At 62.0% G+C, this 22181-nt stretch carries 19 protein-coding genes; 10 read left to right on the forward strand and 9 right to left on the reverse strand.

Annotated features, from left to right (window positions below):
* Positions 1-67: 67 nt before the first annotated feature.
* Both ALTER154_RS17785 and ALTER154_RS17790 read right to left on the reverse strand, forming a co-directional pair.
* Positions 68-454 (reverse strand): DUF2946 domain-containing protein, encoded by a 387-nt coding sequence (locus ALTER154_RS17785; protein ID WP_160089054.1) that lies wholly within the window; start codon positions 452-454, stop codon positions 68-70.
* 82 nt (positions 455-536) lie between these two features.
* Positions 537-1454: a LysR family transcriptional regulator gene (locus ALTER154_RS17790; protein WP_160089056.1), complete on the reverse strand. Its 918-nt coding sequence runs from the start codon at positions 1452-1454 to the stop codon at positions 537-539.
* A gap of 104 nt (positions 1455-1558) precedes the next feature.
* On the opposite strand from ALTER154_RS17790, the gene ALTER154_RS17795 reads away from it, so the two are divergent.
* The 3 genes from ALTER154_RS17795 to ALTER154_RS17805 all read left to right on the forward strand — a co-directional run bounded on the left by ALTER154_RS17795 (position 1559) and on the right by ALTER154_RS17805 (position 4880).
* Positions 1559-1852 (forward strand): putative quinol monooxygenase, encoded by a 294-nt coding sequence (locus ALTER154_RS17795; protein WP_160089058.1) that lies wholly within the window; start codon positions 1559-1561, stop codon positions 1850-1852.
* Positions 1853-1862: 10 nt separating this feature from the next.
* On the forward strand, positions 1863-2879 hold the full coding sequence (locus ALTER154_RS17800; RefSeq protein WP_160089060.1) for a zinc-binding alcohol dehydrogenase family protein: 1017 nt from the start codon (positions 1863-1865) through the stop codon (positions 2877-2879).
* 159 nt (positions 2880-3038) lie between these two features.
* Positions 3039-4880 carry a PAS domain S-box protein gene (locus ALTER154_RS17805; protein WP_160089062.1) on the forward strand — a complete coding sequence of 614 codons (1842 nt, stop codon included), beginning with the start codon at positions 3039-3041 and terminating at the stop codon, positions 4878-4880.
* A 362-nt stretch (positions 4881-5242) separates the two neighbouring features.
* Here the strand turns inward: ALTER154_RS17805 and ALTER154_RS17810 are convergent, their stop codons facing one another.
* From ALTER154_RS17810 to ALTER154_RS17820, 3 genes are all read right to left on the reverse strand, one after another.
* Positions 5243-6427 (reverse strand): multidrug effflux MFS transporter, encoded by a 1185-nt coding sequence (locus tag ALTER154_RS17810; protein WP_160089064.1) that lies wholly within the window; start codon positions 6425-6427, stop codon positions 5243-5245.
* Between the two features lie 143 nt (positions 6428-6570).
* The gene (locus tag ALTER154_RS17815) at positions 6571-9699 is read right to left on the reverse strand and encodes an efflux RND transporter permease subunit (RefSeq protein WP_160089066.1); all 3129 of its coding nucleotides are present in this window, start codon (positions 9697-9699) and stop codon (positions 6571-6573) included.
* A gap of 12 nt (positions 9700-9711) precedes the next feature.
* Complete coding sequence (locus ALTER154_RS17820; protein WP_160089068.1) at positions 9712-10851, reverse strand: efflux RND transporter periplasmic adaptor subunit; 1140 nt, start codon at positions 10849-10851, stop codon at positions 9712-9714.
* A 138-nt stretch (positions 10852-10989) separates the two neighbouring features.
* On the opposite strand from ALTER154_RS17820, the gene ALTER154_RS17825 reads away from it, so the two are divergent.
* Positions 10990-11634, forward strand: a complete 645-nt coding sequence (locus tag ALTER154_RS17825) for a TetR family transcriptional regulator (protein WP_160089070.1) — start codon at positions 10990-10992, stop codon at positions 11632-11634.
* Here the strand turns inward: ALTER154_RS17825 and ALTER154_RS17830 are convergent.
* Positions 11621-11833, reverse strand: a complete 213-nt coding sequence (locus ALTER154_RS17830) for a heavy-metal-associated domain-containing protein (RefSeq protein ID WP_090255433.1) — start codon at positions 11831-11833, stop codon at positions 11621-11623. The two genes, ALTER154_RS17825 and ALTER154_RS17830, sit on opposite strands and share 14 nt — an antisense overlap.
* Before the next feature lie 147 nt (positions 11834-11980).
* On the opposite strand from ALTER154_RS17830, the gene ALTER154_RS17835 reads away from it, so the two are divergent.
* Together ALTER154_RS17835 and cueR are read left to right on the forward strand one after the other, a co-directional pair.
* Positions 11981-14368 carry a heavy metal translocating P-type ATPase gene (locus ALTER154_RS17835; protein ID WP_160089072.1) on the forward strand — a complete coding sequence of 796 codons (2388 nt, stop codon included), beginning with the start codon at positions 11981-11983 and terminating at the stop codon, positions 14366-14368.
* Positions 14369-14389: 21 nt separating this feature from the next.
* Positions 14390-14788, forward strand: a complete 399-nt coding sequence (gene cueR / locus ALTER154_RS17840) for a Cu(I)-responsive transcriptional regulator (protein WP_160089074.1) — start codon at positions 14390-14392, stop codon at positions 14786-14788.
* Between the two features lie 147 nt (positions 14789-14935).
* On the opposite strand, the gene ALTER154_RS17845 is transcribed toward cueR, so the two are convergent.
* Positions 14936-15523 carry an HAD family hydrolase gene (locus ALTER154_RS17845; RefSeq protein ID WP_090255439.1) on the reverse strand — a complete coding sequence of 196 codons (588 nt, stop codon included), beginning with the start codon at positions 15521-15523 and terminating at the stop codon, positions 14936-14938.
* Positions 15520-16389 carry an acyl-CoA thioesterase II gene (gene tesB, locus ALTER154_RS17850; RefSeq protein WP_160089076.1) on the reverse strand — a complete coding sequence of 290 codons (870 nt, stop codon included), beginning with the start codon at positions 16387-16389 and terminating at the stop codon, positions 15520-15522. Before tesB ends, ALTER154_RS17845 begins: the two co-directional genes overlap by 4 nt.
* 184 nt (positions 16390-16573) lie before the next feature.
* On the opposite strand from tesB, the gene ALTER154_RS17855 reads away from it, so the two are divergent.
* Genes ALTER154_RS17855 through ALTER154_RS17865 form a run of 3 tightly spaced genes read left to right on the forward strand, consistent with a single transcriptional unit; the run spans position 16574 to position 19550 of the window.
* Positions 16574-17494, forward strand: coding sequence for a histone deacetylase (locus tag ALTER154_RS17855; protein ID WP_160089078.1), 921 nt, complete (start codon positions 16574-16576; stop codon positions 17492-17494).
* 56 nt (positions 17495-17550) lie between these two features.
* Positions 17551-18711: a class C beta-lactamase gene (gene ampC, locus ALTER154_RS17860; protein WP_160089080.1), complete on the forward strand. Its 1161-nt coding sequence runs from the start codon at positions 17551-17553 to the stop codon at positions 18709-18711.
* 14 nt (positions 18712-18725) lie between these two features.
* Positions 18726-19550, forward strand: coding sequence for a bifunctional 2-polyprenyl-6-hydroxyphenol methylase/3-demethylubiquinol 3-O-methyltransferase UbiG (locus tag ALTER154_RS17865; protein ID WP_160089082.1), 825 nt, complete (start codon positions 18726-18728; stop codon positions 19548-19550).
* Between the two features lie 42 nt (positions 19551-19592).
* On the opposite strand, the gene ALTER154_RS17870 is transcribed toward ALTER154_RS17865, so the two are convergent.
* A complete protein-coding gene (locus ALTER154_RS17870; protein WP_160089084.1) occupies positions 19593-20726 on the reverse strand; it encodes an aminotransferase class V-fold PLP-dependent enzyme in 1134 nt (377 codons plus the stop codon).
* A gap of 113 nt (positions 20727-20839) precedes the next feature.
* On the opposite strand from ALTER154_RS17870, the gene ALTER154_RS17875 reads away from it, so the two are divergent.
* The gene (locus tag ALTER154_RS17875; protein ID WP_160089086.1) at positions 20840-22081 is read left to right on the forward strand and encodes a TIGR03862 family flavoprotein; all 1242 of its coding nucleotides are present in this window, start codon (positions 20840-20842) and stop codon (positions 22079-22081) included.
* Positions 22082-22181 lie beyond the last annotated feature (100 nt).

Here is a 22181-nt window from a genome sequence, read left to right on the forward strand (position 1 = left end):
AGACGCGGTTTTTTGTCTGGTTTCAAGTGATCAGCGCGGCCGCAAATGCGGCCGCAGCAACAGCAACTCAAGCCAGAACGGGGGATGCGCGGGGGTTGGCCGAGGGCCAGAGATAGCGGACAGGTCGCGGGGTGAAGAAGAACGTCAGCAGGGGCGCGCGACTGGGCGCCAGCAGGCCCAGCAGACCGAAGAACGCCGCCAGGATGATCGCACTGAAGGTGGAACTCAGGGAGCAACCGGAACCGGTGGCAGGATTGGGCGCCACCACACCGGAACCTTCCAGATCAGCACCGGCGCCGAAGTTGCCCTCAAAGGAGCAGTACTGGCTGCCCAGCCCGCTGAGCTGCAGGCCAGCCATCTGCCCGTGACCGATACTGCAGGCGAACGCACTGAACAGAACGCTGAAATACAGCATCCAGGCCAGCAGGCGACGGTCAGTACGGGTCATTTTCATGGGGCGCGACTCTAGCATTGCTCCGGGGCGCATGTGACACAGCCGCACTGCGATGGATTGCCGCAGCGCGCTGGCGGCAATCTTAGTTCGGCCAAGGCGCATCCGCCAACAACTCTGCGCAGCGGAGTTGAACGAACTCACGCAGCAAGAGCACCGGTTTGCTCAGCTGCGCCCGGTGCGCGCAAATCAGGTTGAGCGGTGTCGGCTCGCCACGCAGTTCAGGTAGCAGCACCTGGAGCCGTCCGGCACGCACATCGCCGGCTACATCCAGCCAGGATTTGTAGACCAGCCCGGCACCGCTGACCGCCCAGCGCCGGACTACGTCGGCATCGTCACTGACCCGGTCACCTTTGACGCTTATGCCCTGCTCGCGCTTGCCGTCGCTGAAGCGCCAGCGGTCATGCAGCCGCCCGCCGAGCATATAGAGCAGGCAGTTGTGTTCGCTCAGCTCATCGACCGTTTGCGGCGTTCCGTGCTTGTGCAGGTACTGCGGTGCGGCGCACAACACGCGGCGGTTGGCGGCAGCCACGGGCAAGGCAACCAGGCTGGAGTCCTCCGGTGCGCCGTAGCGCAGGGCAATGTCAACCGGCTCGCGAAACAGGTCGGCCACGCGATCGCCCAGCAACAGACGCAACTGCACCTGCGGATGCGCCAGCTGAAATTCATCCAACCAAGGCAGCAAGGTATTGCGACCGAAATCCGACGGTGCAGACAGCTGCAACGGTCCACTGATACCAATCTTGCTGCCGGCTAACTGCTGCCGGCCGTCATCCAGACTCTGCAAGGCCAAGCGCGCATGACCAAGAAACAGCTCGCCCTCCGGGGTTAGGCGCAGGCTGCGAGTAGAGCGGCTGAACAGGCGAACGTCCAGTTGCTGCTCCAAGCGCTTAAGCGCAGCGCTGGCCACCGCTGGGGAAATGTCCAGGCGCCGGGCGGCGGCCGACAGGTTGCCCAGGTCAGCGGTGGTGACAAACAACTGCAGATCATCAAAACGCAGCATGGCGGCTCATTTTCAAAAAAGTATTGAAAGAGACTCTAGTAGCCGCCTGTTTTTCTCGTCAATCAAATAACCGAGCATGTGCAGCACTTGAACCGGAGTCCGCCATGACCACGCCACTGACTTTGATTGCCACCATCACCGCACGCCCCGGCCATGCCGAGGCAGTTGAAGCCGGTCTGCGCCAGCTGGTGCCGCCTAGCCAGGCCGAAGCCGGTTGCCTGCAATACAACCTGCACCTGCATCAGGAGCAGCCCAACCGCTTCATCATGGTTGAACAATGGCAGGACGCCGCCGCTCTCAGCGCGCACCAGCAGACCGCCCACTTTCTGCACTTCGGCGAAACCTGCGGCAACCTGCTGGAACAGGTCGATCATCAACTGATGCAACGCATTGTCTAAGGAGCCCTTTATGAAAGCTGTCGCTTATTACCACTCCCTGCCCGCCGACCACACCGACGCCCTGCAGGATGTTGACCTGCCGACTCCAACCCCCGGTCCGCGCGATCTGCTGGTCGAGGTCAAGGCCATTTCAGTCAACCCGGTGGACACCAAGATCCGCCGTAACGTCGCCCCAACCGACGGCGACGCCAAGGTGCTCGGCTGGGATGCCAGCGGTATCGTCAAGGCGGTGGGCAGCGAAGTCAGCCTGTTCCAGCCCGGCGACCGGGTGTATTACGCCGGGGCTATCAACCGCGCCGGGGCAAACAGCGAGCTGCATGTGGTGGACGAGCGCATCGTCGGGCACATGCCCAACAGCCTGCCGTTCGCCGAAGCCGCCGCGCTGCCGCTGACCGCGATCACTGCCTGGGAGTTGCTGTTCGAGCGCCTGCAGATCACCCAGGGCAACACTGACCTGGGCCAGAGCCTGCTGATCGTCGGCGCAGCCGGTGGGGTCGGTTCGATTCTGGTGCAGCTGGCCCGTCAACTCACCGGCCTAACGGTGATCGGCACAGCCTCGCGCCCGGAGACCCAGGCCTGGGTTCGCGAACTGGGCGCACACCATGTGATCGATCATCGCCAGCCGCTGAGCGAGGAGCTGAAACGCATCGGCATCAATCAGGTCACGCACGTCGCCAGCCTGACCCAGACCGACCAGCACTTCGCGCAACTGGTCGAAGCCCTGGCACCGCAAGGCCGTCTGGCGTTGATCGATGACCCGGAGCAGCCACTGGACATCATGCAGCTCAAGCGCAAAAGCCTGTCGCTGCACTGGGAACTGATGTTTACCCGCTCGCTGTTCGAGACCGCTGACATGATAGAGCAGCATCGCCTGCTGGATCGGGTGGCCGAACTGGTGGATGCCGGCACACTGCGCACCACCCTGGGCGAGCATTTCGGCAGCATCAACGCCACCAACCTGCGCCGCGCGCATACGTTGCTGGAGAGCGGGACAGCCAAAGGCAAGATCGTTCTCGAAGGGTTTTAACGGCGCTGCACACCCCGGCTCACGTTCCGCGTGAGCCGGGCAGCTTTTTTATCACGCACCCTGCATTCGATAAGCGGCCAGCTAGACTCATTGCATTGCCGTTGCAGGGGCAATTTCCCACTCAACTCTTTCAACCTGGCTTGCCATTGGCGGTAAGGGATGCAACCCGATCTTCAAGGCCCACTGCGCCTGGCTGGCGTATATATCCTGTTCAGCACCCTGTGGATTTTCGGCAGCGACTACCTGCTGCATGCTCTGGTCAGGGACAGTGAACTGATGGCCGAGCTGCAAACAGGCAAAGGCCTGCTGTTCATCTTGCTCAGCACCGGGCTGATCTTCTTTGTCAGCCAGCGTGATCGCCTGGCGCAGCGTCAATTACTGGAAAAACTCACCGATAAAAGCCGCCTGCTGCACCACACCCAACGTAACGCTGGCCTGGGCAGTTGGGAGTACCGCGACGGCTTTCATTGGAGCGAGGAAGCCCTCTGCCTGCTAGGCCGCAACGCTGACAGCTCACCGAGCGCTCCTGAACAGCTGCTCAGTTGGCTGCACCCCGCCGAACGCGCTGCCGTGCAACGTGCTCTGCATGCCCTGCTCAATGACCACCACCGCATGATGGTCAGCGCACGCCTGCTGCAACCCAACCCCCAGCAGACCACCTGGTTGATGCTGCGCGGCGAAGCCGACGCTGATGGCCGCATCTTTGGCACCGTGCAAAACATCAGCGCGCAGAAGCGTGATGAAAGTGCCCTGCGCGAGAGCGAGCAGCGCTTTCGCCTGCTGTTCGAACAGACGCCACGGATTGCCGTACAGGGCTATGACCGCGAACGCCGGGTGATTTACTGGAACCAGGCCAGCACCCTGCTCTACGGCTACGCCGTGCATGAGGTGATGGGGCGCCGCCTGGAAGAGCTGATCGTGCCGCTCCCCGCACGCAGTAAAGTGGCCAGCGCGATCAACCAGTGGCAACTCGGCGGCTCACCAATCCCGGCGGCTGAGGTGCAGTTGCAGCGCAAGGACGGCAGCCTGGTGTGGGTCTATTCCAGCCACCTGATGCTGCGCAACAGCCTGGATCAGCTGGAGCTGTACTGCGTCGATATCGACCTCACCGAACAGAAGAAAATCGACAGCGAATTGCAGGTCAGCGAGAGCCGCTACCGCTCGCTGGTCGAGCACCTCGGCGATGCGATTTTTATCACCGATGCCGACGACAAGCTGAGTTTCCTCAACCCCGCCTGGGAAGAAATCAGCGGCTACCCCATCCATGAAAGCCTGGGCAGCCCACTGCACCGTTTTATGCCCGAACTGAGTCAGACCACAGTGCGCCAACGCCTGGAAGAACTGCGCAGCGGTAAGCTCAACAGTCTGCGCCTGGAGTGCCAATTGCTCACCCACAAGGGTGAAGCTCGGCAGGTTGAATTGCAGCTGAATCTGAGCAAGCTCGAACACACGCTACACGGCAGCCTGCACGACGTGCATGAGCGCTATCAGACGCAACACCTGCAGCAGGCCCGGAATGCGGTACTCGACGAACTGCTGGGGCTGCACCCACTGTGCAACATTCTCAGCGGCATCACCCGGCGCCTGGAAAGCCTGCAGCCGCAGATGCGCGTGTCGATCATGCTGCTCGACGAGCATCAACGCCTGCGTATAGGTGCCGCACCGAGTTTGCCGGACGCCTATTGCCAGGCCATCGAGGGCGTTGAAGCCGCGCTGGAAGTGGGTTCATGCGGGCATGCGGCCGCGAGTGGCGAGTTGGTGATCGCCGAAGACCTCAGCCAGCACCCCTATTGGCGCGATTACCAACACGTTGCCCTGGCTGCTGGTCTACACGCCTGCTGGTCGCTGCCATTCAAAGATGACAATGGTCAGGTGCTGGGCACCTTTGGTATCTACTACCCGCAACCAACCCGACCCAGCGCAGCCGATATCGCCCTGGTTACTGAGTTCACTCGCCTGGCGGGGCTCGCTGTGCAGTTCAGTGCCACACGGGTGAGTTGATCTGCCCGACGGCAGGTCAGCGGTGATTGAATTGTTACAGGTCAATGAAAGTTCATACCGAGCAACTAGACTGGCTTCTCCGAAAACCTTATTACCACCGCTCGCGCTGTAGCCAGGCAATCCCTGGGCGTTAACAGCCACCGAGGGTTCATAACGGGTTCTTACAGGGGAGGCTCGGCGATGAATGTCATGATCCAACCGGTCAAAACGGCCGCAGGTCCCGGCTGGCAAGTCTGCTTAGGTAAGCAAAGTGTGACCTTTCGCAGTGAAAGTGAAGCACGCCAGTTTGTCAGCACCCTGCAAGCGCGCCTCAGTGCGCCACATGAATTGCCTGTGGCACATCGGCGGGCGGCCAGCTGAGCCTAAGCGCGGCCCACACCACGCTCGACCCAACGGGTAAAGAGGGAAAAGCTCACGGCCAATACCCCGCAACCGAATATCACCACGGCAACCGGCCAGGCACTGCCGTCATGCAGCACGCCAACCATGGCGGCGGCACTGGCGGCGATCACGAATTGCAGGCTACCCAGCAGCGCTGACGCACTGCCGGCATGGCTACCCTGCCCCGCCATGGCGCAGGCCGAGGCGTTGGGCAGAAGAATGCCCAAGCTGGCAATGCAGCCGAACAAGGGAATAAGCAGCGGCCACAAGGCCTGTGGCTTGGCCAGTGCCACCAGCAGCAGCGCCAGGCCACAAGCCAGGTAGAACCACACAGTCTTACCTAGCCAGTACGCCGGGCCGTGCCGCGCCACCAGCCAGGCATTCAGCTGCGCAACCAGAATAAAGCCCAGGGCGTTGCTGCCGAACAGCCAACCGTAATGCTCGGCGGGGATGCCATACAGCTCGATAAATACGAATGGCGAGCCGGCGATATAAGCAAACATCCCGGCGATCGCACAGCCGCCGGTCAACGCGTACCCCAGAAACGGCAAGTCAGCGAACAGCCGCCTGTATTCCCCCAACGCGCCACGCAAAGGCGCAGGCGGTGCGTCTTTGGCCAGGGTTTCCGGCAACCACCTTGCCACTGCCAATAGGCAGATAAAGCTGAACAGCGTCAGGCAAATAAAAATCGACGGCCAGCCCAGCGTACTGAGCAGCAACCCACCGCCCAGCGGCGCGAGAATCGGCGCCAGGCCCATCACCAGCATCAGCTGGGAAAACACCTTGGCCGAGCTGATCGGATCACACAGGTCGCGCACCACCGCCCGCGATACCACCATCCCGGCGCAACCGCCCAAGGCCTGTACAAAGCGTGCAGTAATGAGCCATTCCAGGCTGGGCGCCAGGGCACAGGCCAGTGATGCCAGACTGAACAGCATGACGCCGACCAGCAGAGGTTTACGCCGACCAAAGCGGTCTGCCAGTGGGCCGTAGGCCAGTTGACCGATGGCCAGGCCAGCAAAGTAGGCTGCCAACGACAGCTGCACGTGCTCCACATCCGTGGCAAATGCACGTGCCAAGGTTGGGAAGCTCGGCAGGTAAAAATCGATAGCCAACGGGCCAAAAGCGCTTAATGCACCGAGAACCAACAAAAGACGTAACGGCATGGGTGTCCAGACAAGAAGTGGTAACAGAGGCAGGCTCAGCGCATATGGCCTGCTCGGAGTGAACCCAGGAAAGCAAAAAAGGCGCCGGCTGACTTGCGCTGTGCGCTGCAAGCCAACCTACGCCCCACGTTAAAGCCAGAACATCAAATGGAGGTGTCGGCTTTTTTCCGGCCCTTGCCGACCTTCTCTGCCAACGATTCCACCAACAGGTAGAACATCGGAATCAGGAAGATCGCCAGGAAGGTTGCCGCCATCATCCCGCCGATTACCCCGGTGCCGATCGAGTGACGACTCGCTGAGCCTGCGCCCGAGCTGATCGCCAACGGCACAACACCGAGGATGAAGGCCAGCGAAGTCATGATGATCGGACGGAACCGCAGGCGCGAGGCTTCCAGTGCCGACTCAAAGATGCCCATGCCCTGATGCCGGCAGAGCACGGCGAACTCGACGATCAGAATGGCGTTCTTCGCCGCCAAGCCGATTAGGGTCACCAGACCAACCTGGAAGTACAGGTCGTTCTCGATGCCGCGCAGCCACACCGCGAGAATCGCCCCGAATACCGCAAACGGCACCGCCGTAACCACGGCCAGCGGCAGGGTCCAGCGTTCATACTGGGCAGCGAGGATCAGGAACACCATAATCAGGCCGAAGATAAAGGCACTGCTGCCCGAACCTTGCGATGCCACTTCCTGGAAAGCCGAGCCGGTCCAACCGATGCTGTAATCGCTACCGAGCACCTCATCCGCCACTTGCTGAATCGCGCTGAGCGCCTGACCGGAGCTGTAGCCAGGTGCAGGCCCGCCAAGGATCTTCGCCGCCGGGTAGACGTTGAAGCGTGCATAGGTATCCGGGCCGAGAATCCGCTCAACCTTGACCAGGCTGGCCAGCGATACCAGCTCGCCACTGCCCGCGCGCACATAGACCTGGGACAAATCTTCCGGCTTGCTGCGGAACTCCGCTTCGGCCTGCAGGCTGACCTGGAAGGTACGGCCATACAGGCTGAAATCGTTGACGTAGTAGCTGCCAAAGGTCGCTTGCATGGCGGTGAATACATCATTCACTGCCACACCTAGGGCGCGCGCCTTGGTCCGGTCCAGATCGATAAAGTATTGCGGCACGTTGGCGCTGAAGGTGCTCTGCACCCCTGCCAGCTCAGGGCGCTTCGCGGCGGCGGCGAGGAAGGCCTGAACCTTGGCCGCCAGCTCGGCGGTGGTGCCGCCACTGCGGTCCTGAATAAAGCCTTCAAAACCGCCGGTGGTGCTCATACCGGTGATCGGTGGCGGATTGAAACTGAGTACCACGCCATCCTTCTGCGCAGCGCCCATACCCATGAATTCACCGGTCAGGTTTCGCGCATCCAATTCAGGCGTGGTGCGCTCACTCCAGTCTTTCAGCGGCACGAAGGACACCCCTGCGTTGCTGCGGGTGCCGAAGGTCAGCACGTCGAAGCCGGCAAAGGTCACCACATCCTGCACCGCTGGGTGCGCCATCAACTGCTGGGTCACGTCACCGGTGAGTTTCTCGGTGCGGGTCAGCGACGCGGCAGGCGGCAGGAAGTAGGCGTTGATCACATAGCCCTGGTCTTCATTGGGCACCAGGGAGCTGGGCACCCGGTTGAACAGCAGCACCATCACCGCGATCATCGCGCCGAATAGCAGCAGGCCGACTGCCGAACGCTTGAGGAAGAAGCGCACACCAGCGGTGTAACCATTGGTCAGTTTGTCGAAGACCCGGTTGAAGGCCCGGAATGGCGCCGCCGGTTCGTGGTGCCCGGGCTTGAGCAGCAAGGCGCATAGTGCCGGGCTCAGAGTCAGGGCGACGATGCCGGAGATCACCACCGATACGGCAATGGTGATGGCGAACTGTTTATACATCTCCCCGGCCAGGCCGCCTAGGAAGCCCACTGGCACGAATACCGCGCAGAGCACCAGCACGATGGCGATGATCGGCCCGGTCACTTCTTCCATGGCCTTGATGGTCGCTTCACGCGGGCCGATCTTGTCGGTAGCCATTACCCGCTCGACGTTTTCGATCACCACAATGGCGTCGTCCACCACGATACCGATGGCCAGCACCATGCCGAACAGGGTCAGCAGATTGATCGAGAACCCGAGCATGTACATGCCGGCGAAAGTACCGACCAGCGAAACGGGAATTGCCAGCACCGGGATCAGCGTGGCGCGCCAGTTCTGCAGGAAGATAAATACGACCAGCACAACCAGGATCAAGGCTTCGAAGAAGGTCTTGATCACTTCATCAATCGACACCTGAACGAACTTGGTGGTGTCGTACGGCACCTTGTAGGTCATACCGCTGGGGAAGTTCTTCGACAAACGATCGAGCGTCTTGCTCACCGCCTCGGCAGTGTCCAGAGCATTCGCGCCGGGCTGCAGGTACACACCGAAAGCAGCGTTCTGCTGACCGTTGAGCGAGGTCATCAGCGAGTAGTCCTGGGCACCCAGTTCGATCCGTGCAACGTCCTTGAGCAGCAGGCTGGCACCGGTATCATCGGTGCGCAGGATGACGTTCTCAAACTCTTTCGGGTCGGTGAACCGGCCCTGGGTTGTCACCGTATAGGTGAAATCCTGCTTCTGCTTGAGCGGCTGCTGGCCGAAGCTGCCGGCGGCGAACTGCGAGTTTTGCTCACGGATCGAATTGACCACATCGGTCGGCGTCAGGTTGTACTGCGCCAGCTTGTCCGGACGCAGCCAGATGCGCATGGAATAGTCTTTCGAGCCGAACTGGCTGACATCACCCACGCCTGGTAGACGCTTGAGTTCGTCGATCACGTTGATCAGCGCATAGTTGCTGATATACACCGGGTCGCGCGAACCATCCGGCGAGTACAGGGTGACCACCTGAAGAATGTCCGAAGACTTCTTCTGCACCTTGACGCCCTGCCGGCGCACTTCTTCCGGCAGTTTGGCCAGTGCAGCCTGCACCCGGTTGTTGACGTCGATAGTGGCCTGGTCGGGGTCGCGGCCTACCTCGAAGTACACCGACAGACTCATGGCGTTGCCGCCGGAGTTGGACTGCTGGTAGATCATCCCCTCCACGCCGTTGATCGACTGCTCCAGCGGCGCTGCCACTGTTTCAGCAATCACCTGGGCGCTGGCACCGGCGTAGCTGGCGCTGACCGACACCTGCGGCGGCAGGATCTGTGGGTACTGGGCGATCGGCAGCGAGCGCATGGCCATCAGGCCCGCCAGCACGATGATGATCGAGATGACCGCGGAAAATACCGGGCGGTCGATAAAGAAGCGTGAGATCACCGGGTACGCTCCTTAGGATTGGCTGGTGGCAGGGGCAACAACTTTGACGGGGCTGTCTGGACGCACTTTCGGCAGGCCTTCGACAATCACCCGATCGCCAGCGCTGATACCGGACACAATCACCCAGCGGCCTTTAGCCGTATGCCCGGTGGTGACCTGACGCTTACGCGCAACACCGCCATCGTCCACCACATAGACAAATGTTCCGCCTGGGCCCTGGGCAATCGCGCGCTCTGGCAGGGTCATGGCATTGGGAATACTCAGGCCTTTGACCTGCACGCGGACGAACTGACCCGGCAACAGCGTTTGATCCGGGTTAGGCACCACAGCACGCGCGCTGACGGTGCCAGTGCCGCGATCCACCAGGCTGTCGGTAAAGTCCACCTTGCCTTCCAGCGGGTAGACACTGCCGTCACCGAGCTTGATCTGCACACTCATCTTGCCGTCTTCGGGCAGCACCAGGCTGCCGTTTTGCAGCCCACTGCGCACGCTTTCCACATCGGAATCGGGGGCGGCAAAGTTGACGTAAATCGGGTCCAGTTGGGTGATGTTGCTCAGCAGGCTGGCACTCGGATCGCCGGCCACCATCAGGCTGCCTTCGGACACGGTTTCCTTACTGGTGATACCGGAGATCGGCGCTTTTACCGTGGTGTAGTCGAGGTCGATCTGCTTGGACTGCACCTCAGCCTCGGCGGCCTGGATATTCGCCTTGCTCTGCTCGAAATTGGAGATGGCATTGTCCAGTTCACTTTCGCTGGCAAAGCCCTTTTTCTGCAGTTCGCGGATGCGTTTGAGGTCACGCTCGGTCTGCCGATAGCGCGCCTGCTCTTGCGCCAACGCACCCTTGGCACGGCTCAGGGCGGCCTGGTAGGTGCGCGGGTCGATGCGGAACATCACCTGGCCTTTCTTGACCTGGCTACCTTCCAGGTAAGTCCGCTCCTGCAGAATGCCGCTGACCTGAGCCCGCACCTGCACTTCGCGGAAGCCGGCAGTGCGCGCGGAATATTCAAGCTCCAGCGGCAACGCCTCGGCCTTCACGGTTTCGACCACCACCTCGGGCGCTGGCGCAGCGTCGGCAGCAAACAACGGGGCGGCCCAAAAAGCCAACAGCAAGGAACCGGCAGTGACCGGCAGGCGACGGGGAAAAAGCATGGATGTCTCCGAATAAACGCAAGGTGCAACGTTTGAGACCGGCAATGCTAGTTACATACACGAGTGTTTGTAAATAGAACATTACCCATAAGTTCATTACACTTTGTCCTGAGCCTAGCCAGAAATACGCCTACTGCCATGCGTCGAACCAAAGAAGAAGCCGAGAAAACCCGTTGCGCCATCCTTGAGGCCGCCGAAACGCTGTTTCTGGAAAAAGGTGTAGCGCACACCAGCCTGGAGCACATCGCCCGGCATGCAGGGGTAACGCGCGGCGCGGTGTATTGGCACTTTGCCAACAAGGCGGATCTGTTCAACGCCATGCTCGGCCAAGTCCGTCTGCCACCCGAGCAATTGGCCGAGCGATTGCGCGGCTGCCCGGCCCATGACCCGCTCATGACCCTGCGAGAGCTGTGTATCGAGGCCATCGAAAACCTGGCGCGCGATCAACAAAAACGCCGCATCTTCACGATTTTGCTGCGCCGATGTGAGTTCACCGAAGAGCTGCGCGAGGCCGAAGAACGCCACGAAGCCTTTATCAATCTGTTTATCGCGCTCTGCGAACAGCAGTTCAGTGCACCGTCCGTCGCATCACGGCTGCACCCTGGGTTGAGTCCGCGCCTTGCAGCGAGGGCTGTGCACGCGCTGATTGTCGGTTTATTCCACGATTGGTTGCGCGATCCCAATTTATTCGACCCGCTCAGCGATGCTGCGCCGATGATCGATGCCTGCTTTCGTGGGCTGATCCGCGATTGGCCAGACGCAACTTTGCTTACGCCAGGCTAACCCCGTAGCCCTGCTCAACGATGGCCACCATCAACTGATCCACCGGCATGCTGCTGCTCACCCGCACCTCACCGCCGGGAAATTTCACTTTCACATCCGCCGCCGGATCACAGGCCAACAGCGCCTCGGTGATGGTTTTGACGCAATGTTGGCAAGTCATGCCATCAACCCGGAATGCGTGAACCTGAGAAACTTGCATAAACAACCTCCTGAATTAATAAACCGCATGATAAACGGTTAGCTGAGTGTTGCCCTTGCCATAAGCGTAAGGTCAAGGGATATAACGGCTTGACCTTACCCACATGGCAAGGTTGATCCTGTGCTGGAACTCAATAGAGGACCACCCATGTCCAGCCTCACTACCTTCAACCTGCCTATCAGCGGCATGACCTGCACCAGCTGCGCCGGGCGGGTCGAGCGCGCCCTGGCCAAGGTGGCGGATGTCGCCAGTGTCAGCATCAACCTCGCCAGTGAACAGGCGCGGGTCGAAGCGCCTGCCGACAGCCTGAAGCAACTGGTCAATGCCGTTAGCGCGGCTGGTTATGAGGTGCCCAGCGAGCGTCTGGAGCTGGCTCTTTCTGGCATGACCTGCGCCAGCTGCGCGGGGCGTATCGAACGCGCCCTGGCGCAGCAACCGGGCGTGCTCTCGGTCAGCGTCAACCTGGCCAGCGAGCGGGCGCAGCTGCAGGTACTGCGTGGCACCGATCACAACGCTCTGCTGCAGGCCGTCAGCCAGGCCGGCTACCGCGCCAGCGTGCTGGACGATGCAACCCAGGCCCAACCAACAGCTGAGCGGCATCTGCAGCGCGAGCGCTGGGCCCTGCTGCTTGCCATTGTGCTGACCGTACCGCTGGTCATTCCCATGCTCGTCGAACCCTTCGGCCTGCACTGGATGCTACCGGCCTGGCTGCAATTCGCCCTGGCCACACCGGTACAATTCATCTTCGGTGCGCGCTTCTACCGCGCGGCCTGGAGCGCCCTGCGCGCCCGCGCCGGTAATATGGACCAGCTGGTGGCCATCGGTACCAGCGCCGCCTACGGCCTGAGCCTGTATCAGTGGGCGGCAAACCCGGCTGGCAGCATGCCGCACCTATACTTCGAAGCCTCGGCAGTGATCATCACGCTGATCCTGCTCGGCAAATTCCTGGAAAGCCGCGCTAAACGTCAGACCAGCAGCGCCATACGCGCTCTGCAGGCGCTGCGTCCGGAACGCGCCCTGCGCCTGCAGGACGGCGTCGAGCAATGGGTGGCGCTGGGCGAACTGCAGCTGGGCGACCTGATTGTGGTCAAGCCCGGCGAGCGCTTCCCGGTCGATGGCCTGGTTCGCGAAGGCCAAAGTCATGCCGACGAAGCCCTGATCAGCGGCGAAAGCCTGCCACAACCCAAACAGCCGGATGATAGCGTCACGGCAGGGGCAATCAACGGCGAAGGCCGCCTGCTGGTGGAAACCAACGCCCTCGGCGCGGAAACCGTGCTGTCACGGATTATTCGCCTGGTCGAAGATGCCCAGGCAGCGAAATCGCCGATCCAGAAGCTGGTGGATAAAGTCAGCCAGGTCTTCGTGCCCAGCGTGCTGCTGATCGCCCTGGCTACGCTGCTCGGCTGGCTGCTGATTGGCGCGGATTTCGAAACCGCGCTGCTCAATGCCGTGGCCGTGCTGGTCATCGCCTGCCCCTGCGCCCTCGGTCTGGCCACACCCACCGCGATCATGGCCGGCACCGGCGTGGCGGCGCGCCACGGTATTCTGATCAAGGATGCCGAAGCCCTGGAAATCGCCCATTCGGTGACCCTGGTGGCCTTCGATAAAACCGGCACCCTGACCTCTGGCGCGCCGCGTATCGCCCACCTGCGTGCAGTAGACAGCGACACGACCCAGCTGCTGCAACTGGCCGGCGCCCTGCAGCGCGGCAGCGAACATCCGCTGGCCAAGGCGGTGTTGGATCAGTGCACAGAACAACAACTGAGCCTCGCCGACGTCAGCCACAGCAAGGCGCTGGCCGGGCGCGGTATCGCCGGGCAGATCGGCGAGCGGCAACTGGCGCTGGGCAACAAACGCCTGCTGGAAGAACACTTCCTGCACCACGACGAACTGGCCGCTGACGCCCTGGCCTGGGAGGCCGAAGGCCGCACCCTGTCCTGGCTACTGGAATTGGCACCGCAACCGCAGGTGCTCGGCCTGTTCGCCTTTGGTGACATGCTCAAACCCGGCGCCGTTGATGCCATCGCCGCGCTGACCGCCCAAGGTATTGCCAGCCATCTGATCAGCGGCGACAACCCCGGCAGCGTCAAGGCGGTGGCCGACGCCCTGGGCATCAGCGCCGCGCATGCCGAAGTGCTGCCGGCGGACAAAGCGGCGATCATCAGTGAGCTGAAAAAAAACGCGGTGGTAGCCATGGTCGGCGACGGCATCAACGACGCGCCAGCGCTGGCCGCCGCCGATGTCGGCATCGCCATGGGCAGTGGTACCGATGTGGCCATGCACGCCGCCGGCATCACCCTGATGCGCGGCGACCCGCGCCTGGTGGCCGACGCCCTGGATATCAGCCGACGCACCTACAACAAAATCCGCCAGAACCTGTTCTGGGCCTTCGCCTATAACCTGATCGGTATTCCCCTGGCGGCCGCCGGCCTGCTCAATCCGATGCTCGCCGGCGCAGCCATGGCGTTGTCCAGCGTCAGTGTGGTGAGCAATGCCTTGCTGCTGAAAACCTGGAAACCCAAGGAACACGAATAAGCCGCAGGGCAGGAGAAAACGATGAATATCGGCCAAGCCGCCAAGAAAACCGGCCTTAGCGCCAAGATGATTCGCTACTACGAAAGTATCGACCTACTGCCCGAGGCCGACCGCAGCGAAAGCGGTTACCGTCAGTACAGCCAGCAGGACCTGCATCGCCTGGCGTTTATCAAACGCTCGCGCGATCTGGGCTTTTCCCTGGCCGAAGTCAGCCAGCTACTGGCCCTGTGGCAGGACCGCCAACGCGCCAGCGCCGATGTCAAAGCACTGGCCGCTGCACATATCACCGAGTTGGAACGCAAGATCAGCGAACTCAGCGGCCTGCGCGACACCCTCAAGGAGTTGATGGACAACTGCCAGGGCAACGACCGACCGGACTGCCCGATCCTCAAGGATCTGGAGTCAGGCTGTTGCCATTGAAGGCTTAGAGCCTGTTTACGATCTCGCGAGCTAGAGCCAGACAAGGCAAAAACAGCCGAGGAAGCGGAGTTTACGAGCTGTAAATGAGCATTCCGAGGCTGTTTTTAACGCCGGATGGCCGACGCGCAGCAGATCGTAAGCAGGCTCTTAGATCGCCTGCTGCAACGCCCGGCAATCTACTGCGAAATGATCGGCCAACTCCGGCCAAGGGTTTTCCGCCAGGTTGACCAGCACGCTGCGCGCGCCGGCAGCGCGGGCACACTCCAGGTCAAAGCGGTAGTCACCCACCATCACCAGCTCGCTCGGTGCAACCTGCCAGGTGCGAGCGAAATGCAACAGGCCACCCGGATCAGGCTTGGGCGGCGCCTCGTCACGGCCAATTACGTCCGGCACGGCAAAGCAGTCGTCCAGACCGATGGCGCGCAGGGTCAGCAGCGCCAGTTCATGGGCGTTGCGGGTGAGAATGCCAAGCCGGCAACCACGCCCGCGCAGCTCGCGCACCAGCTCAATCGCCCCGGGGGCTGGCTGCGAAGCCAAAGCCAGTTCACGCTCATGCTCCAGCAGCCAGGCATGTTTGGCCGCAGCCACCGCCTCAGGCAACGACGCCAGATAGCCAAGAATGTCTTCAGCTAGCGGAATATCCAACGCCCGCTTGATCGCCTCGAAGTCGTGCACCGCCAGGGTCAGGGTGCCGTCCATATCGAACACCCAATGGCGGGCAGCGCTCAGGCTCACTTCCAGTCCTCACGAACCCGAGTCAGCCCTTCTTGGGCGACCGAGGCGACCAACTGTCCCTGGCGGTTGAAGATGCTGCCACGGGAGAAGCCACGTGCATTGCCGGCCCAAGGGCTGTCCATGCTGTAGAGCAGCCAGTCGTCCATGCGCAGGTTGCCGTGGAACCACAGCGAGTGGTCGAGGCTGGCGACCTGCATGAATTTCTGCCACACCGACACGCCATGCGGCAGCATCGAGGTGGTCAGCAGGTTGAAGTCGCTGGCGTAACCCAACAGGTACTTGTGCAGCTGAGGATCATCCGGCAGTTCCCCAGCCGCACGGAACCACACATGCTTGACCGGTTCGCTGGGTTTGGGCGCAAACGGGTTGCTCAGGGTGACGGGACGGATCTCGATCGGTTTGTCGCTTACCGCGCGCTCACGCATGCGCTCTGGCAAGGCATCCACCACCAGGCGCGCCAGTTCGGTTTCCGATTTGAGGCCGTCAGGCCCCGGCACGTCCGGCATGCTGTTCTGGTGATGAAAGCCCTCTTCATCGAACTGGAACGACGCGCTGCAGGTAAAGATCGGCTTACCCTTCTGGATCGCCGTCACCCGCCGCGTGCTAAAACTGCCGCCGTCGCGTACGCGCTCAACCTGATACACCACCGGCAACGTGGCATCGCCGGGGCGCAGGAAATAGCCGTGCATGGAATGCACATGGCGCGCGGCCTCGACCGTCTGACTGGCCGCCGATACACATTGGCCGAGCACTTGGCCGCCATACAGCTGGCGAAAGCCGAGGTCCTGGCTGACGCCGCGAAACAAATTCTCTTCGATGGTTTCCAGGGTCAGCAGGGCGACCAACTCATTCAACACCTGACTCATGCATGCTCTCCTGTGAACGCATCTGGCTGGGGGCGAGATGGTAAAGACTTTGCCAACGCTTGTCGGCCCGACTGAAAGATGGATGTGGACAATAATGGCAGCATTCTAGCCAATCGAGCGCGGAGCTTGAGCGCAAGCAGAGCCTGCCGCCATACTTTGGCCACTTCCGCCCGAGCCCGCCACCATGCGCCTGCCGCTGGTCTACCACGACGATTACAGCCCGCCCTTCCCGGCCAACCACCGCTTCCCCATGGAGAAGTTTCGCCTGCTGCGCGATCACCTGGTGGAAAGCGGTCTGAACACCGATGCCGAACTGCTGCGCCCCGAACTGTGCCCCGCCGATATACTCGCCCTGGCCCACTGCCCGGCTTATATCCAGCGTTTCGCCAGCGGCGAACTGGCGTATGAAGAACAACGCCGCCTCGGCCTGCCCTGGAGTGCAGCCCTGGCGCAGCGCACCATTCGGGCCGTGGGTGGCTCGCTGCTGGCGGCGGAGCAAGCGCTGCAACACGGTCTAGCCTGCCACCTGGCCGGCGGCACCCACCATGCGCATTACGACCATCCGGCCGGCTTCTGCATCTTCAATGACCTGGCAGTGATCAGCCAGTACCTGCTGGCCAGCGGCAAGGCCCAGCGCGTGCTGATCTTCGACTGCGACGTGCATCAAGGCGATGGCACCGCGCGCCTGCTTGAGAACACCCCGGAAGCGATCACCGTGTCGCTGCACTGCGAAAAGAACTACCCGGCGCGCAAAGCAGCCAGCGACTGGGACATTCCCTTGCCCAACGGTATGGGCGACGCCGAGTATCTGAAGGTGGTGGATGACACCCTCAACTACCTGCTACCGCTGTATCAGCCAGATATCGTGTTGTATGACGCTGGCGTTGACGTGCACCAGCACGATGCCCTCGGCTACCTCAACCTCACGGATGCGGGCATTGCCGCCCGTGACGAAGCTGTGCTTAACCACTGCCTGAGCCGCGATATTCCGGTGGTCGGCCTGATCGGCGGCGGCTACGACAAGGACCGCATGGCCCTGGCCAGGCGCCACGGGATTCTGCATCACTGCGCAGCCAAGGTCTGGCAAATGCGTGGGCTGGGATAAAAGCGCCATAGGCGCTGTCACATCGCGCATCTTCACGACCAAGGAATTCGCCCAGCATGTACGCAAAACTCAACACCTTGCCGGCCCTGCTGGCCATACTCGCACTCGGCAGCGCCGCCCATGCCGACGACACACTGCAATCGCGGGTGGACGCCACCATTCGCCCAGTAATGGCGGAACACGATATTGCCGGCATGGCCGTGGCGATTACGTATAACGGCCAGGCGCACTACTTCAACTACGGCGTGGCGCGCCTGGACGACCAGCAAGCGGTAACCAGCGACACACTGTTTGAAATCGGCTCGCTGAGCAAACCGCTTACCGCCACCCTCGCCGCCCTGGCCCAGGCTACCGGCAAGCTGACCCTCGCCGACAGCGCCGGCCAGCACTGGCCCGAGCTGCAAGGCAGCCAGCTGGAACACGCCAGCTTGCTCAACCTCGGCACCTACACCGCCGGCGGGCTGCCGCTGCAGTTCCCTGACAACGTGACCGACCCGGCCAGCATGCTCGCCTATTACCGCCAGTGGCAGCCTGAATACGCGGCGGGCACACACCGGCGCTATTCCAACCCCAGCATCGGCCTGCTCGGCATGCTCGCCGCCAAGAGCATGGGCCAGCCATTCCCCACCTTGATGGAGGGCACGCTGTTCCCCGCGCTCGGCATGTCGCACAGCTATATCCAAGTGCCGACAGCGCAGCTGCAGCGCTATGCCTTCGGCTACAGCAAGGACAACCAGCCGCTGCGCGTCACCCCGGGCATGCTCGACGCCGAAGCCTACGGGGTGAAAACCACGGCCCGGGACATGCTGCGTTTTGTCCAGGCCAACCTGAATCCTGCCGGCCTGAATAAAGACCTGCAGCGCGCCATCGCCATGACCCACACCGGTTATTACCGCGTCGGCGAGATGACCCAGGGCCTCGGCTGGGAGCGTTACCCCTACCCGATCAGCCTGGAGCGCCTGCAGGCCGGCAACTCCCCGGCCATGGCCCTGGAATCGCAACCCGCTACACGTCTCGCACCACCGGAAAGTGAGCCAAGCGACACCATGTTCAATAAAACCGGCTCAACCGGCGGCTTCGGCGCCTACGCGGTGTTTGTCCCCAGTCAGAACCTCGGCCTGGTCATGCTGGCCAACAAGAACTACCCCAGCGCAGCCAGAATCAAAGCGGCCCACGCCATACTGAACGCCTTGGATAAAAACGCCGCCCAATACTGAAAAGGAATAGCCTCATGGATGATTCATTTGCCCTGAACCAAGCCAACTGGAACGAGCGCGCCGCCTTGCATGCGGCGTCGCCCGATTACCAAGTTCAGCTGTTTATCGCCTCGCCCGCGCATTTATCCGAAGTCGTGCGCTTTGATCTGCCGCGCCTCGGCGATATCAGCGGCCTGCGCGCGGTGCACCTGCAGTGCCATATAGGCACCGACACCCTGTCGCTGGCCCGTCTGGGCGCGCAGATGAGCGGTCTGGATTTCTCTGCAGCCTCGTTGGAGCAAGCCCGCCTACTGGCGAGCAGCTGCGGTGAGCAGATCGAATTTGTCGAAGCCTCTGTGTACGACGCGGCCAAGGCGCTCGGCGCGCACTCGTTTGACCTGGTTTATACGGGCATCGGCGCGCTGAACTGGCTACCGCATATTGATGACTGGGCACGCAATGTCGCCGCCCTACTCAAGCCCGGCGGACGGCTGTTTCTGCGCGAGATGCATCCCGTACTGATGACGCTCGACCAGGACTGCCAAGATGCTCTGCAGATGGTCCATTCCTACTTTGAACACAGCGAGCCGCAGGTCTGGAATGACGAATACAGCTATGTGGCAAGCGACAGCAAGCTGACCGCCACCACCACCCACGAATGGAACCACGGCCTGGGCGAAATCATCACCGCGCTGCTGCGCCACGGCATGCGCCTGACGGCCTTGGAAGAGCACACCAGCCTGCCCTGGGAAGCCCTGCCGGGTCAGATGAGCCTGGGCGAGGATGGTGAATGGCGGCTGGATAACCAGCCGGAAAGGCTGCCGTTGAGCTACACACTACAGGCGGTCAAGGTCGGCTAACCTGCAGGTGGGCAACAGCGACTGTCCACCTGCAACGCCCAATTACCCCGCCAGCACCTTATCCAGCGCCTGCTCAAGGGTCGCCACGGTGCGCTCGATATTACCCAGCTTATCCAGCCCAAACAGGCCCAGGCGGAAGGTCTGGAAGTCTGCTGGCTCATCGCACTGCAGCGGCACGCCGGCAGCAATCTGCAAGCCCTGGGCAGCGAATTTGCTGCCGTTCTTGATGCTAGCATCGGTGGTGTAGCACACCACTACTCCAGGGGCCTCAAAGCCTTCGGCGGCGACGCTTTTAAAGCCTTTGCTGGCCAGTAATGCGCGCACGCGATCACCGAGCTCCTGCTGCTGGCTGCGCACGGTGGCAAAGCCGATGGCTTCGGCCTCGCGCATGGCATCGCGAAAGCGCGCCAGTGCATCGCTGGGCATGGTGGCGTGATAAGCGTGGCCGCCCTGCTCGTAGGCCTGCATGATCTGCAGCCATTTTTTCAGGTCACAGGCAAAGCTGGTGCTTTGCGTGGCCTCGACGCGGGCTTGGGCGGCTTCACTGAGCATCACCAGGGCGCAGCAGGGCGAGGCGCTCCAGCCTTTTTGCGGGGCGCTGATCAGCACATCGATACCGCAGGCCTGCATATCCACCCAGAGGGTGCCGGAGGCGATGCAATCGAGCACAAACAGGCCGCCGACCGCATGCACAGCATCCGCCACGGCGCGCAGATAGCCGTCCGGCAGGATCATCCCGGACGAGGTTTCCACGTGCGGGGCAAATACCACCTGGGGCTTTTCAGCGGCGATCACCGCCAGCACATCGACCAGCCGTGGCGGCATAAATGCGGCCTGACTGCCCTCGGCAACCGGACGCGCCTTGAGCACAATCGCTTCCGAGGGGATCTGGCCCATCTCGAAAATCTGCGTCCAGCGGTAGCTGAACCAGCCATTGCGCAGCACCAGGCACTTCTGCCCGGTGGCCAGCTGACGCGCTACAGCCTCCATGCCATAGGTGCCGCTACCGGGCACGATGGCCACGGCATGGGCGTTGTAGACCTGCTTCAGGGTGCTGGAAATATCCGTCATCACGCCCTGAAACGACTGCGACATATGGTTGAGGGAGCGGTCGGTGTAAACCACCGAGTATTCGATCAGGCCGTCGGGGTCGATGCTGGGGTAGAGGTCAGACATAAGGGGCTCCAGTCAGAAAAGTCTCCCGCGACCCTGCCCGAAGCCGGGGCAAATGACAAGGTCGCGGCAGGCTCGGTTAGAATGCACGCCCGTAATTCCCACCTGATATCGCCATGACCGACAGCCACCCAGCATTTGCCCCTCGCGTTGCCATTATCGGCGGCGGCCCTGCCGGGCTGATGGCGGCCGAAGTGCTGGCCCAGGGTGGTGTGCAGGTCGATCTTTACGACGGCATGCCTTCGGTGGGACGCAAGTTCCTGCTGGCCGGGGTCGGCGGGATGAATATCACCCATTCCGAAGCCAAGCCGGCTTTTGTCGCTCGTTATGGCCCGCGCCAGGCAGAAGTGGCCGAGCTGCTAGATGCGCTCGATGCCGACGCCTTGCGCGCCTGGATTCACGACCTGGGTATCGACACCTTTGTCGGCACTTCGGGGCGGGTATTCCCCACCGATATGAAAGCCGCACCGCTGCTGCGCGCCTGGCTCAAGCGTCTGCGTGAGCTGGGTGTGCAGATCCACACCCGCCACCGCTGGCTGGGCTGGAATAACGAGGGAGCGCTGCGGATTGCCTCGCCCGCTGGCGAACAAGCCGTGACTACCGACGCCACGCTGCTGGCCCTGGGTGGCGCCAGTTGGGCACGACTGGGCTCAGACGGCGCCTGGGTCAGCCTGCTGCAAGACCGTGGTGTGAGTATCGCGCCGTTGCAGGCGAGCAACTGCGGCTTCGATGTCAGCGCCTGGAGCCCGTTTCTGCGGGACAAGTTCGCCGGCGCACCGCTTAAGAACGTCAGCCTTAACCTGGCCAGCGAAACGCCGCGTCTGGGTGAATTTGTGCTGACCGCCAGCGGTATCGAAGGCAGCCTGGTCTACGCCCTGTCGGCGGATATTCGCGAGACGATCAACCAGCACGGCAGCGCTACCCTGCACCTCGATCTGCTGCCGCAAACGCCGCTGGCTAAATTGCAGACAGCCCTGAGCAAACCGCGCGGTTCGCAGTCCATGGCTAAACACCTGCATCGCCAGGCGGGGATCGACGGGGTCAAAGCTGCTCTGCTGCGGGAACTGGCCAGTGCTGCAGCCTTCAATGATCCCGTGCTGCTGGCCAATGCAATCAAGGCCCTGCCGATCACCCTGGTGCGTCCGCGGCCATTGGATGAAGCCATCAGCACAGCCGGCGGCGTACCGTTTGAGCAATTGAATGACCAACTGATGCTCAAGGCGCTGCCTGGCACTTTCTGCGCCGGGGAAATGCTTGACTGGGAAGCGCCCACTGGCGGCTACCTGCTGACCGCCTGCTTTGCCAGCGGCCGCCACGCCGCCCAAGGCATGCTCAACTGGCTGCCGCACACCAGATAAGCCCACACGCCGGGCCTCAAGCGGCTATGCTTGGGAAAACCGTCACAGAGCGGTGTTCTTCCACGCGCACAGGTACTCTCCAGCCGTGATTCCACTAGTG

This window comes from Pseudomonas sp. 9AZ (genome assembly GCF_902506525.1).
GTDB classification, from domain to species: Bacteria; Pseudomonadota; Gammaproteobacteria; order Pseudomonadales; family Pseudomonadaceae; genus Aquipseudomonas; species Aquipseudomonas peli.

Coding starts and splice junctions, on each gene's coding strand:
- ALTER154_RS17820 (WP_160089068.1), bottom strand. CDS start 10,851: ATGCTTTTTCCCCGTCGCCTGCCGGTCACTGCCGGTTCCTTGCTGTTG.
- ALTER154_RS17795 (WP_160089058.1), top strand. CDS start 1,559: ATGACCACGCCACTGACTTTGATTGCCACCATCACCGCACGCCCCGGC.
- ALTER154_RS17800 (WP_160089060.1), top strand. CDS start 1,863: ATGAAAGCTGTCGCTTATTACCACTCCCTGCCCGCCGACCACACCGAC.
- ALTER154_RS17855 (WP_160089078.1), top strand. CDS start 16,574: ATGCGCCTGCCGCTGGTCTACCACGACGATTACAGCCCGCCCTTCCCG.
- ALTER154_RS17835 (WP_160089072.1), top strand. CDS start 11,981: ATGTCCAGCCTCACTACCTTCAACCTGCCTATCAGCGGCATGACCTGC.
- ALTER154_RS17830 (WP_090255433.1), bottom strand. CDS start 11,833: ATGCAAGTTTCTCAGGTTCACGCATTCCGGGTTGATGGCATGACTTGC.
- ALTER154_RS17785 (WP_160089054.1), bottom strand. CDS start 454: ATGAAAATGACCCGTACTGACCGTCGCCTGCTGGCCTGGATGCTGTAT.
- ALTER154_RS17825 (WP_160089070.1), top strand. CDS start 10,990: ATGCGTCGAACCAAAGAAGAAGCCGAGAAAACCCGTTGCGCCATCCTT.
- ALTER154_RS17875 (WP_160089086.1), top strand. CDS start 20,840: ATGACCGACAGCCACCCAGCATTTGCCCCTCGCGTTGCCATTATCGGC.
- ALTER154_RS17870 (WP_160089084.1), bottom strand. CDS start 20,726: ATGTCTGACCTCTACCCCAGCATCGACCCCGACGGCCTGATCGAATAC.
- ALTER154_RS17865 (WP_160089082.1), top strand. CDS start 18,726: ATGGATGATTCATTTGCCCTGAACCAAGCCAACTGGAACGAGCGCGCC.
- ALTER154_RS17805 (WP_160089062.1), top strand. CDS start 3,039: ATGCAACCCGATCTTCAAGGCCCACTGCGCCTGGCTGGCGTATATATC.
- ALTER154_RS17790 (WP_160089056.1), bottom strand. CDS start 1,454: ATGCTGCGTTTTGATGATCTGCAGTTGTTTGTCACCACCGCTGACCTG.
- tesB (WP_160089076.1), bottom strand. CDS start 16,389: ATGAGTCAGGTGTTGAATGAGTTGGTCGCCCTGCTGACCCTGGAAACC.
- ALTER154_RS17810 (WP_160089064.1), bottom strand. CDS start 6,427: ATGCCGTTACGTCTTTTGTTGGTTCTCGGTGCATTAAGCGCTTTTGGC.
- cueR (WP_160089074.1), top strand. CDS start 14,390: ATGAATATCGGCCAAGCCGCCAAGAAAACCGGCCTTAGCGCCAAGATG.
- ampC (WP_160089080.1), top strand. CDS start 17,551: ATGTACGCAAAACTCAACACCTTGCCGGCCCTGCTGGCCATACTCGCA.